Below are 12,346 nucleotides of genomic sequence, written 5' to 3'. Positions count from 1 at the left end.
AGATATTTTACAATCGAATGAATATAGAAAACTTAATATCGTTAACAAGAGTGAACCTTAAAAGGCTCACTCTTTCTCAAACGAAATTTCTAAATTTTTTTAGACGATAAAATAGTTTTCTAGATCTGGCGAATATTGAGGTCAGTACCCTTTTTTAAGTGTTATGTGCGATAACTCCATGCTTTAACCATTTCGCTGTTAATGTTTCTGCTCGTAACATTTTTTCTGGTGTGCCTTCAAAAATAAGATGTCCTCCTTTTTTTCCTCCCCCTGGACCTAACTCAATTACCCAGTCGCTCGCCGCTATAAAGTTTAGATTGTGTTCGATTATGATGACAGAATTACCTCTGTTTACGAGATTTTGAAATACGTCTAATAGTTTTTCATTGTCTTCTGTGTGTAGCCCTAAAGATGGCTCGTCTAAAAGATAGATTTGTCCTTCTTTTTGTAAGTGGCTTGCGAGCTTTAGACGTTGGATTTCCCCTCCGCTTAGAGAACTTGTCGTCTGGCCTAAAGTCAAATACCCTAAACCTACTTCTTTAAGTGTACGCACTCTTTTTATGATTTTGGGTATATTAAAATAATGAACAGCCTCATCCGTAGTTAAATTTAATATCTCTACTATATTTTTATTCTGATATTTGTAGGACAGCGCTTCATCTGAATATCTCGAACCACCACATGTTTCACAAGGTATTGTTACCGGATCTGCAAATGCTACATCTGGGGTTATTACTCCTTTTCCATTGCAGATAGGGCATGCTCCTAAGGAGTTAAAGCTGAATAAACCCGCTGGTTGTCCTGTTTCTTTTGAAAATGTCGCACGAATATCGTCCATGATCCCCATATATGTAGCCAGGGTCGAACGATTGGAGATTCCTATGCTACCTTGGCCTACCATTAAGGTCTCAGGATATTCTTTCGCAAATGCTTCCAACATTAGTGAGCTTTTACCTGAACCTGACACTCCACAAACCGAGACTAAGGCATTTTTAGGAATGTGTACGCTTATATTCTTCAGGTTATTGGTAGCTGCTTTTCTGATTCTAAAATAACTTTTTATATCCCTTTGACTTCTATTTATGTTTAATCTATGGTTTAAAGCTGTTGCGGTGGGAGAGTTCTTTAGGCCTTCTATCTTTCCTTGATAGAGAACCTCTCCTCCATTTACACCTGCTCCTGGTCCCATTTCAATTATTTCATCTGCTACTTTTATGACTGATAGATTGTGTTCAATTACAATTACTGTATTGTGTTGGTCTTTTATCCTTTTTAGCATATGTATTAACATATCCACTTCTTCTGGATGGAGCCCTGCACTTGGTTCGTCGAAAATGTATGTAATATTGTTTAAACTGCTCCCTAAATGACGAGCAATTTTTACCCTTTGAGCTTCGCCACTTGACAGAGTGCCCATTTTTCTTGATAGACTCAAATATCCTAATCCCATATCGACTAGTTGTGTCACATGTGGGATTATTTGTTGTGCAATTGATTCTCCCATCGGATCTTTGATATTCTTTAGTTCTTCTATTATGTCTGGAAGCTCTAATTGATTGTAGTCTGCGATGTTCAAGTTATTTATTCTACATTCTAATACCTTTGGATTCATGCCAGAGCCTTGGCAGGTTGGGCATAATGAATGTGTAGAAACGGCCAATACATCATCTTGGGATACTTCTTTTAGCTTTGTGATATCTCTGTTTATATAAAGTCGCGTAAATCGAGGCAATAGCCCATCCCACTCATGATCCTGTGGTCCATTTTTCGTATGAAACGGCGCATAGACTTTTTCACCTTCTCGAGGACCATATAATAGCAACTGGAGTTCTTCTTTTGAGTAGTCCTTTATAGACTTATCTGGATCGAATAAACCACCAGTCATCATCCATCTGCCTTGCCAGCCAGATGGCGACAACGGCTTAAATTTCACTGCGTATCCTCGAAGTGTTTGATTGAAATCGATTATTTTATTTAAGTCCGGCGTAATGACCTCCCCAAATCCACCACATTCTGGACATCTCCCAAAGGAACTTTGACTCGAAAAATCGGTGGCAGAACCTATGGATGGTTTTCCTATCCTTGAGAATAAAAGTCTAATCAATGGATCGATATCCATATAGGTGCCTACTGTTGAGCGAGAATTCCCCCCTATCGGCCTTTGTTCTACAACAATAACAGGGCTTAAGTTTTGCATAAGATCCGCGTGGGGTCTTTCATACCTTGGCATTTGATTTCTGACATAGAGAGGATAGTTCATTGTCATTTGTCTTCTGCTTTCTGTTGCTAATGTATCAAAAACAACTGAACTCTTTCCAGAGCCTGAAAGACCAGTAAATACGATGATTTTTTCTTTTGGTATAGTTAAATCTATATTTTTTAGATTATGTTCTTTTAATCCTCTTAAAATAATTTCATCTTTTATATCAGACATGTTACCATCCTTTCTATATTAATCTACTATGTTTTTATCAGTTCGTTACAAGTTTAGCCACCCCTACCAGGAGGAATACCTTTCCTTATCGAAGATTGTTCTAATAAGAACAAGCGAGTCTCATGCAAAGTCCTTCATCGCGGTTATGAAGTCCCGAACGAACAAGCGAGTCTCGTGCAAAGTCCTTCATCGGCGTTATGAAGTCCCGAACGAACATGTCAGTCTCGTGCAAAGTCCTTCATCGGCGTTATGAAGTCCCGAACGAGCATGTCAGTCTCGTGCATAGTCCTTCATCGGCGTTATGAAGTCCCGAACGAGCATGTCAATCTCGTGCAAAGTCCTTCATCACGGTTATGAAGTCCCGAACGAACATGCGAGTCTCGTGCAAAGTCCTTCATCGGCGTTATGAAGTCCCGAACGAACAAGCGAGTCTCGTACAAAGTCCTTCATCGGCGTTATGAAGTCCCGAACGAGCTTGTCAGTCCCATGCAAAGTCCTTCATCGGCGTTATGAAGTCCCGAACGAGCAAGTCCAATCCAAATCCCATCTTATCACGAATGATAAATATGTTATAATATTATGAAAAATTGAAAAGGAGATTTCATAATGCTTATTCCCTTTAAAGACAAAAAACCGAACGTACATGAGACTGTCTTCTTGGCTCCAGGTTCATATGTAATTGGTGATGTTCAGGTTGGTAAAGAGACCTCTATTTGGTTTAATGCCGTTCTGCGTGGTGATGAAGACGCTATCATTATTGGGGATCGATGCAGTATCCAGGATAATGCAACCATTCATTTATTTGAAGGCTCACCGGTAGTAGTGGAAGATGAAGTAACTGTTGGTCATAATGTGATTCTGCATGGTTGTACGATTAAAAAAAGATGTATCATCGGAATGGGCTCAACCATTTTAGATGGTGCCGTCATCGGTGAAGAGTGTATCATTGGTGCCAATACACTAATTCCGTCTAATAAAATAATCCCACCTCGTTCCCTTGTCCTAGGCTCACCTGGAAAGGTGGTTCGGGAACTAACCAATAAGGATTTTGAACTAATTCAACTTTCAATTGATACGTACGTTGAAAAAAGTTACATATACAATGACATATTAAATAAATAGTTCCATAGAAAAAAGAAAAAACTGTAGGACGGCATGCACCTACAGTTTTTCTTATCTTATCTACTCTTAACTATTCCTTCTTCCGCACTGTGGTCTGTTGCTAACGGGGGTGTAATAGATAAGGATGCAATTTCTTCCCACTGATTCTTATCTAACGAGATATGAATAGAATCAAGCGCTGGCTCCAACTGCTCTAGGTTTCTAGCACCTATGATAGGCGCTGTAATACTCGGGTTACTCTTTACCCAAGCGACCGCTAGAGAAACCGGATCATACCCATTTTCATTTGCATATTGTGTGAAACGACTAGCAATTTCATAATAATCCTTTTGAGCATATCTAAGTTGATAGTTATGTTGTTCTACCAGCCTACCTTGTTTGGGCTTCTTAGCTTCCCCATATTTTCCTGTTAAGAGTCCTCCACCTAACGGGCTATAGCTAATGACTCCAAGCCCTTCCGCTTGAGCTAGTGGTAATATCTCTACTTCGGCTTGTCTTTTTACTAGATTATACATTGGTTGAATTAGTTTAAATTTAGCCAACGCTTTTCGTTCTGATATACCAAGAGCTTTCGCAATTTGCCAGGCTGCCCAATTACTAACCGCAGGATATAGGATCTTCCCTTGTCTTTGCAGATCATCTAACGCAATGAGCGTTTCCTCGATATCGGTTGTCTCATCAAACCGATGGAGGAAATAAAATTCAATTCGATCTGTTCCCAAACGCTTTAGGGTTTTCTCAATTGAAAGGAAAATATGTCTTCTAGAAGTGCCACCTTCATTTTTACCAACTCCAGAAGGAAGACCGACCTTTGATGTTAATACAATATCATCCCGGCAATCAGCTATACATTTACCAAGTATTTCTTCCGACCTTCCACTGTTATAAATATTAGCTGTATCAAAGAAATTGATCCCAACTTCCCTACACCGGTTAAACATTGCCATAGACGTTTTTTCGTCTGCTATCCCACCAAAAGACATTGTACCGAAACACAACTCTGATACGTAAATGCCAGTATCTCCGATTGTTTTATATTCCATAAATAACTCCCTTTCCATTTTTTCAAAGGCCTGTTTTCGCTTTTTTACACCGTTGATATCCGCTGCAGGCGGACGCTTTCCGCGGGCGTGGCTTGAGCCTCCTCGTCGCTCTCGCTCCTGCGGGGTCTCAAGTCTCACGCTTTTCCCGCAGGAGTCGCCGCCTTCCGCTTCTATCAACTTAGTGAGCACTTATATAAAAACACCATTTGTTTAGCAAGGCCTTTAATAAATATAATTGTTACTTCCCTTCTAATATAGCAGTTTTTCGATACTGACTTCCCGTATGATCACTAGGTAATAAACTACTTCCGTGATTAAATAATTTTTCTCTGAAGGACCCCTGTTCATATTCTGTTTTGTAAATTCCGCGTTTCTGTAATTCAGGAATGACCAAATCAATGAATTCCTCTAGGCTTTCTGGTGTGACAAGATGAGCCAAGTTAAAGCCATCTACACCGCTCTCTTCGAATTGAAATTGAATTGCATCAGCCACTTCACTAGGATTTCCTACTAGCACATGATTCCGATCAATTATTTCAAAACGGTTTAATACCTCTCTGACTGTTAATTTTTTTGGTGCATCTTTTGTAAGTGAAGCAGCTCTTGATTGCCCATGTTCGGTATGTTTATATTCAAAAGGACTATCTAAGTCTGTATACTGTGATAAATCATACCCGCTAGAACCGCCATATTGGGCTTTTGCTGCTTCAGCACTCCAATACCTAGCTAATTCCTGATACTTTTCTTCTGCCTGTTCTGAAGTCTCTCCCACAATTACATTTAAAAAAGTAAATGCCTTTATATTCTCAGGGTTTCGTCCATACTTTTGCGCTCTTTGTCGGATATCTTGAATAGCCGATTTTATTTTTTCTGCTGACCCTCCAACAAATACACATTCTGCATGTTTGGCCGCAAACTCCTTGCCACGTTCAGACGTACCTGCTTGATATATAACTGGGGTACGCTGTATGGAAGGCTCACTTAAATGAGGACCTTCTACCGAAAAATACTCACCTTTATGATTAATCTCATGTACCTTCGATGGGTCTATTAGAATCTCCTGGGAGGCGTCAGCAATGACAGCATTGTCCTCCCAACTCCCTTCCCATAGCTTATAAGAGACTTCCAAAAACTCATCTGCCAAATCATAACGTGCATCATGTTTGAGCATTTCTGGTAGACCAAAGTTACGTGCAGCATTTGGAAGATAGGAAGTAACGATATTCCAAGCGATTCTCCCTTTTGTAAGATGGTCTAAGGTAGAAAATCTTCTTGCATGGCCGAATGGATGCTCATATGTAGTACTAACTGTCACGGCGAAAGATAGATGTTCTGTTACACTCGCCATCGCTGGTACAACAAAAGCTGGATCATTTAATGGCACCTGAACCCCGTCACGAATAGATGGCTGTTTACTTTGTTTATAAACATCATATATCCCCAGCACATCCGCAAAAAATACAGCATCAAACTTTCCTCGTTCCAATAATTTCGCTAACTCTATCCAATAATCTAAATCTTTATATTGAGTATGTCTCTCACTATTTGGATGCTTCCAAAGCCCGTGTGAATTATGCATAGCACTCGTCATATCGAAAACATTTAAGCGTATTTGTTTAGCCAATTGTCTCACCTTTTCATAGATTATTTAATTACCATTTTAAGTATTTAGCTTACATTCTCTATTTTCTATTCTTAATGCTTTCTTCTAATTGGTTTAAAGTCTCCTCAAGATCTTCAGCAGGGATATCAACAACAATACTTCCACCCTTTGTATCTTCTATTACAGCTTCTTTCACATCCGCTTCCTGATATAGCTTTGCAATTGTTTTGTATGTTTCATTGTCTTTATCCTCTTCACGAACGGCAAATACATTAATATATGGTCTTGCTTCTTCACTCTCTGGATCGTCATATAACAACGCATCCTTAAAGTTCAACCCCGCTTGACCTGCGATTCCATTATTTATCAGAGACGCAGCAACATCTTTAAGTGCCTGTGCAGTTTGTTGAGAAACAACTGGAACAATTTCTAAATTCTTTGGGTTCTTAGCAATATCATCTAAGGTTCCGTATATACCCACTCCATCTTTTAGCTCAATTAATCCAGCCTTTTCTAATAAAGTTAAACCTCGGCCAAGGTTTGCAGGGTCGTTTGAAATCGCGATTTGCGAACCCTCTGGTATGTCTGCTAAATCATCATATTTTTCAGAGTAAATTCCTGTTGGGTTAATAGTTGTTGAAGCAATCGGAACAATCTTAAAGCCATTCTCAACATTTGCAGGACCTAGAAAAGCAATATGTTGGAAAGAATTCATATCAATCTCTCCATTTGCAAGAGCATTATTAGGCTGAATGTAATCGGAAAACTCCACTAACTCAATTGTGATTCCTTTTGCCTTTGCTTTTTCTTCAATAAGCTTCCAATACGGTCCATCCGCACCTGTTACACCAATCTTTACGACCTCATTGGATTTTCCAGAAGTACTATTCGTACACGCTGCCAGTATTGAAATAACAAACGCCATTGATAATAAAATAATTAATCGCTTTTTCATTTTGAAATCTCTCCTTTTTTTAGGTTATCTTCGTAAAAAGAATCTAGATAAAAAGTTCCCTGAAAACTGTGCTATTTGAACGAGTAGAATTAATATCACAACTGTCACAATCATGACCGATGTATCAAATCTCTGGTAACCATAGGTCATGGCAAGGTCACCTAATCCACCGCCACCTACCGTTCCAGCCATAGCTGAGAAATCGACAAGTCCAACCGTAACAAAAGTAAGACCGAGAATAAGAGGTCCTAACGCTTCAGGTATAAGTACGCCAAATATGATTCGTACGGGGCTTGCACCCATAGCCTGTGCAGCTTCAATAATTCCCGGATCAATCGAGACAAGGTTACTCTCTACGATCCTAGCAACCGCAAAGCATGCCGCTATCGTCATAGGAAAAATAGCTGCTGCCGTTCCAATCGTAGTACCCATAACTGCCCGAGTTAAGGGACTCAATGCAACTAGCAAAATAATAAATGGAATGGGACGAACGATGTTCACTAACAAATTAAGTACGAGAAAGATATACTTATTTTCTAATATGTTCCCTTTGCGGGTGACAAAAAAGAGTACCCCCATCGCTATACCAATCATGCTTGAGAAAATTAATGTAAAGATAACCATTAAAATGGTTTCTCCAGTCGCTTCAATAATACGAGGCCAAAACGTAGTCCAATCAACTCTCATGATTAATCACCTCCCTTACTTCAACAATTTGTTTAAGTTCATTGATAACTTGCCGAATTAGAGGATCAGGACCCTGAAACTCAACAATTAAACTACCAAACAATTGATCCTGTAACTCGTTAATACTTCCGTATATAATATTGAAATCAATCCCATGCTTTCTCGTTACTCGTGATAGGATTGGTTGACTTGAAGCCCCTCCTGTAAAAATCACGCGATACAAGTTTCCATAATGGTTATTGCGCAATTTCTCTAAGAGTTTGCTAGAAAGCTTATCGTTTAGCACGGAACTAATAAAATTTTTAGTCGTTTTGGATTGTGGGTTTGAAAAAATATCATACACATTTCCTTCTTCAATCACTGACCCGTTTTCCATCACAGCCACTCGATGACAAATACTACGGATTACATGCATCTCATGTGTAATAAGTAAAATGGTAATATTGTACTCCTCATTCACTTTACGTAATAGCTGAAGGATTTCTCCTGTTGTTTCAGGGTCTAACGCAGAGGTTGCTTCATCACAAATCAGAATGTCTGGTGATGTGGCAAGCGCTCTTGCAATACCTACTCTTTGCTTTTGTCCGCCGGAAAGCTGTTCCGGATACTGATCTGACTTATCTTGTAAACCAACAAATTGAAGTAATTCTTTAACACGGTGATCAATTTCATCCTTTGGCAACTTTGCAAGTTTGAGAGGATAAGCGATATTTCCATATACAGTGCGAGAGTTAAATAGGTTAAATGACTGAAAGATCATACCGATTTTCCTTCGTAACTTACGTAGCTCAGCTTGAGAGAGACTGGATATTTCTCGGTCGTTAACCACCACCTTCCCTGATGTTGGGCGTTCAAGTAAATTAACGAGTCGGAGCAATGTACTTTTACCAGCCCCACTAAATCCAACCACTCCAAAGATTTCTCCTTTTGATATGGTTAAAGAAACATCCTTTAACGCTTGCACCTTCTTTCCTTCCAAACCAAATACTTTATTTACTTCCTCAAACTTAATCAACGATAATCCTCCTTTTCGAAATCAAACAAAAAAGGCACCTCTATCCAACACCATGTAAAGATGTATTGGATAAAGATACCTTTAGTTGTCTAATCGGCATACTTTTTCATTTTATATAAATTTAGTTTTTGAGAATTGATTATAGGTAATAAAGACCTCTTTTAAATCAAAAAAATAAAACCCCCTTCATGACAGAAGAGGGTTTAAATGGTAAATTTAATCGTCTCTTCTCATCTTTCAAGCTCTTTGCTTGCTGGATTTGGCACAGTACCTTGTAGTCTGTTGCCGAGGCTTCAAAGGGCCAGTCCCTCCACCTCTCTTGATAAGAATTCATTAATTATTGAATTGTAATTAATAATTTACATGGAATGTCTTGAACTGTCAATAAGATTTTTGAAAAATCTTATTATTGTTCTTTTTAGGTTACTAGTATACTTATGCTACAGGTTACCCTTAGTATTCTACTTTTCTATTAGTGTAACTCCGGCCAATAACCTTTATTAGCTTCGATTAATTCATCCAAGATGTCTTTGGCTACTTTTGCACTTGGTACTGTTTTTGAAAGTGTTAATGCCTGCCAGAGCTTTTGGTAGCTGCCTTCAATATAGGCTTGAACCACTAATTTTTCAACTGTTACTTGCTGATACATTAACGCTCTTTGGAATTCAGGAATTTTCCCTTGGCTTAATGGCTCTGGACCGTCGCTACCAACAATACATGGAACTTCAACCATAGCATCATCATCAAAGTTAGCAATGGCTCCATTGTTTTCAACAATTAATAACATTCTTTCATGTGTGTTAAAGGCAATCGCACGGGCTAAATCAACAACGAAAGTGGCATGTGCCCCCATTTCAAACTCGCAGCCTTCTGCAGTTCCTCTTTCAATGATCGTTCTTGCTGTTGAGAAAACGGTCTTTTCTCTACCAGCGATTACTTCATTTGCCCTTGTGTATTCTGGATTAGACGTTTTTACCACATAATCAGGGTATAAATAGTATTTTAAATACGTATTTGGCAAGAATCTAGGATCAACCGCTAGTAAATCTTTTGCTTTCTTGTGTGTTTCTTGCCAGCTAGCATCAGTATGCTGGGTATCTACTTCTTTTTGAGTAAGATATCCGTTTTCAGCAACATAATCACGAATTTGAGGAAGATATTCATTTCCCTCTTTATCTTTTACACTTGTCCACCAGCCAAAGTGGTTTAATCCGAAATAACGTACTTCTAAATCCTGTGGCTCTTTGCCGATGATATGAGAAATTCTACGTAGTGTGCCTACAGGCATATCACAAATATTCAATACTTTTGAATTTGGACGAAGAACGCGACAAGCTTCCGCTACAATGGCTGCAGGATTAGAATAGTTTAACATCCATGCATCTGGTGAATATTTTTCCATTATATCGATTAACTCAACCATATCCCCGATGCTTCTCATTCCATAAGCAATTCCGCCAGGTCCGCAAGTTTCTTGGCCGACTACACCATATTTCAATGGAATTTTTTCATCTTTTTCGCGCATTTCATATTTCCCCGTACGAATATGAGCAAAGCAGAAATCGATATCAGTAAAAGCCTCCTCTGGATCGGTTGTGAAGCAATATTCAATATCCGGCGCATTTTCTTTTAATACGATCTCAATTGCTTCTCCTAAAACAGCTTGTCTTTCAGCATCATTATCATATAATTTTAACTTTCGAAGTGGGAAACGGTCCAGATTGTCTAATAACATCATAACAATCCCTGGTGTATAGGTACTTCCTCCACCTGCAATAACGACTGAGAACTTTTTCATTTTCTCCATTCCCTTCTAGAAATCTTTGTTGTTGTTTTATTCCGAGTCTATTCGTTTGTTGTTAATCCTAAATAACTGTCAACAGCTTTTCTAATCGTTGTAACCTGTAAGCCGTAAACAACTTGAACATTTTTATCTTTAATCACGACTCCACTAGCACCTGTTTCTTTCTTCAACACTTCTTCGTTGACCATTTCAGGATTATCTAGTGTTAAACGAAGTCTTGTATAACAATTGGTAACGGTATGAATGTTACTTGCTCCACCTAAGGCATCAACAATTACTGGGGCAATTCCGTCATTTCCCTGTGATTCAGAAGTTCCAGTTTTTCCTTGTTTTTGCTTTTCTTTTAAATCTTTCTTCGTATATAACTTTGTTTCTTGTCCACCTTCTTCTCTTCCGACGGTCTTGAAGTTAAGCTTCACGATTAAGAAGCGGAATAGTAAGTAGTAGATCACAAAGAAGATCAAACCGATTAAAATGTACATTGGCCAGTGTGTCTTCTCAATTCCGAGCGGTAAATTGAACAATAGGAAGTCAATCATTCCGTTTGGTCCAATTGCTCTGACATCTAAGAGACTAAACGTTACCATTGCTAAACCACTTAAAGCAGCGTGAACCACAAATAGTAGTGGAGCAACAAACATGAATGAGAATTCAATTGGTTCAGTAACACCCGCAATAAAAGAAGTCACAGCAGCAGGAATCAAGATTGCTTTTACCTTCGCCTTGTTCTCAGGCTTTGCTGTATGATACATCGCTAAGCAAGCGCCGAGTAAACCAAACATTTTTGAAATTCCTCGCGCATCCCAAACGACAGATGAAGAAAGTTCTTTTACAGTTGGATCTGCAATCTCAGCGTAGTAAATATTTCTTGCACCTTCAAAAATTTGTCCGCCAACTTCTGCTACACCGCCCAATGATGTATATAAGAATGGTGTATAGATTAAGTGATGCAGCCCAGTAGGAATTAATAAGCGCTCTAACATTCCGTATAAGAATATTCCGAAGTTCCCACTGTGATTAATAAGAGATCCAAGATTGTTAATACCATTTTGGAAAAACGGCCAAATATACGTAAGAGCAATTGATAATAGGACAACTACTGGTATAAGTACGATAAAGACAAAACGTGATCCACCGTATATTTGAAAAGCACCGTTAAATTCTATATCAACAAATTTGTTATGAACAAAAGCGGTTACAATCCCGAGAATAATTCCGAGGAAAACACCCATATCAAGTATTTGAACACCTAAAACAAGCGTTTGTCCTGTTCCTTGCAGGGAGTCGCCTTGAAACAGTACTCCGGTAAGGTCCATAAATTTATTCATCGCATTAACAAATACTAAATAACCTAATAAAGCAGTAAAACCAGCAACAGCTTTCTCTTTATTAGCCAAGCCTACCGTGATACCGACACAGAAAATCAATCCTAGGTTACCGAGAATCGAAACTAATGATCCAGTTAAAATGGATCCGAAACCTGTCGTAATCGGATTATCTAAAAATGGAATGACTTCCAATAATCTAGCATTCGTAAATAAGTTACCGAGGGCAATCAAAATACCAGCAATCGGCAATATAAGTACTGGAATGAACATTGCTTTTGAAAAGCGTTGCATACCTTCCATCATTTTGGCTTTCATTGAGCCGCACCTCCAATATTCACTTAATTTCTTTCGACAC

9 protein-coding genes and 1 riboswitch are annotated in these 12,346 nt (G+C 38.8%); of the genes, 1 reads left to right on the top strand and 8 read right to left on the bottom strand.

Annotation, left to right across the window (positions count from 1 at the left end; genetic code table 11):
- Positions 1-154 precede the first annotated feature (154 nt).
- The gene (locus ACFSFW_RS11395) at positions 155-2,434 is read right to left on the bottom strand and encodes an ATP-binding cassette domain-containing protein (RefSeq protein ID WP_388038282.1); all 2,280 of its coding nucleotides are present in this window, start codon (positions 2,432-2,434) and stop codon (positions 155-157) included.
- A 606-nt stretch (positions 2,435-3,040) separates the two neighbouring features.
- On the opposite strand from ACFSFW_RS11395, the gene ACFSFW_RS11390 reads away from it, so the two are divergent.
- Complete coding sequence (locus ACFSFW_RS11390; RefSeq protein WP_388038279.1) at positions 3,041-3,556, top strand: gamma carbonic anhydrase family protein; 516 nt, start codon at positions 3,041-3,043, stop codon at positions 3,554-3,556.
- Positions 3,557-3,612: 56 nt separating this feature from the next.
- On the opposite strand, the gene ACFSFW_RS11385 is transcribed toward ACFSFW_RS11390, so the two are convergent.
- The 7 genes from ACFSFW_RS11385 to ACFSFW_RS11355 all read right to left on the bottom strand — a co-directional run bounded on the left by ACFSFW_RS11385 (position 3,613) and on the right by ACFSFW_RS11355 (position 12,306).
- Positions 3,613-4,737: an aldo/keto reductase gene (locus ACFSFW_RS11385; RefSeq protein WP_388038277.1), complete on the bottom strand. Its 1,125-nt coding sequence runs from the start codon at positions 4,735-4,737 to the stop codon at positions 3,613-3,615.
- Between the two features lie 100 nt (positions 4,738-4,837).
- Positions 4,838-6,223, bottom strand: a complete 1,386-nt coding sequence (locus ACFSFW_RS11380; protein ID WP_388038274.1) for an LLM class flavin-dependent oxidoreductase — start codon at positions 6,221-6,223, stop codon at positions 4,838-4,840.
- A 58-nt stretch (positions 6,224-6,281) separates the two neighbouring features.
- The gene (locus tag ACFSFW_RS11375) at positions 6,282-7,157 is read right to left on the bottom strand and encodes a MetQ/NlpA family ABC transporter substrate-binding protein (RefSeq protein WP_388038271.1); all 876 of its coding nucleotides are present in this window, start codon (positions 7,155-7,157) and stop codon (positions 6,282-6,284) included.
- Positions 7,158-7,181: 24 nt separating this feature from the next.
- On the bottom strand, positions 7,182-7,844 hold the full coding sequence (locus tag ACFSFW_RS11370) for a methionine ABC transporter permease (protein WP_099364428.1): 663 nt from the start codon (positions 7,842-7,844) through the stop codon (positions 7,182-7,184).
- A complete protein-coding gene (locus ACFSFW_RS11365) occupies positions 7,834-8,859 on the bottom strand; it encodes a methionine ABC transporter ATP-binding protein (RefSeq protein ID WP_388038268.1) in 1,026 nt (341 codons plus the stop codon). Before ACFSFW_RS11365 ends, ACFSFW_RS11370 begins: the two co-directional genes overlap by 11 nt.
- A gap of 227 nt (positions 8,860-9,086) precedes the next feature.
- Positions 9,087-9,188, bottom strand: a riboswitch (SAM riboswitch).
- A 143-nt stretch (positions 9,189-9,331) separates the two neighbouring features.
- Complete coding sequence (locus ACFSFW_RS11360; RefSeq protein WP_388038265.1) at positions 9,332-10,657, bottom strand: 6-phospho-alpha-glucosidase; 1,326 nt, start codon at positions 10,655-10,657, stop codon at positions 9,332-9,334.
- Positions 10,658-10,704: 47 nt separating this feature from the next.
- Complete coding sequence (locus tag ACFSFW_RS11355; RefSeq protein WP_099364431.1) at positions 10,705-12,306, bottom strand: PTS transporter subunit EIIC; 1,602 nt, start codon at positions 12,304-12,306, stop codon at positions 10,705-10,707.
- Positions 12,307-12,346: the final 40 nt, after the last annotated feature.

Origin of the sequence: Ferdinandcohnia salidurans (assembly GCF_042680725.1) — a bacterium.
Lineage (GTDB): Bacteria > Bacillota > Bacilli > Bacillales > Bacillaceae_L > Ferdinandcohnia > Ferdinandcohnia salidurans.
This window is presented reverse-complemented; position numbering and strand designations above follow the sequence as displayed.

Excerpts from the sequence above, each read along its gene's own strand:
- ACFSFW_RS11395 (WP_388038282.1), bottom strand. The coding sequence starts at position 2,434 with ATGTCTGATATAAAAGATGAAATTATTTTAAGAGGATTAAAAGAACAT.
- ACFSFW_RS11390 (WP_388038279.1), top strand. The coding sequence starts at position 3,041 with ATGCTTATTCCCTTTAAAGACAAAAAACCGAACGTACATGAGACTGTC.
- ACFSFW_RS11375 (WP_388038271.1), bottom strand. The coding sequence starts at position 7,157 with ATGAAAAAGCGATTAATTATTTTATTATCAATGGCGTTTGTTATTTCA.
- ACFSFW_RS11370 (WP_099364428.1), bottom strand. The coding sequence starts at position 7,844 with ATGAGAGTTGATTGGACTACGTTTTGGCCTCGTATTATTGAAGCGACT.
- ACFSFW_RS11360 (WP_388038265.1), bottom strand. The coding sequence starts at position 10,657 with ATGAAAAAGTTCTCAGTCGTTATTGCAGGTGGAGGAAGTACCTATACA.
- ACFSFW_RS11355 (WP_099364431.1), bottom strand. The coding sequence starts at position 12,306 with ATGAAAGCCAAAATGATGGAAGGTATGCAACGCTTTTCAAAAGCAATG.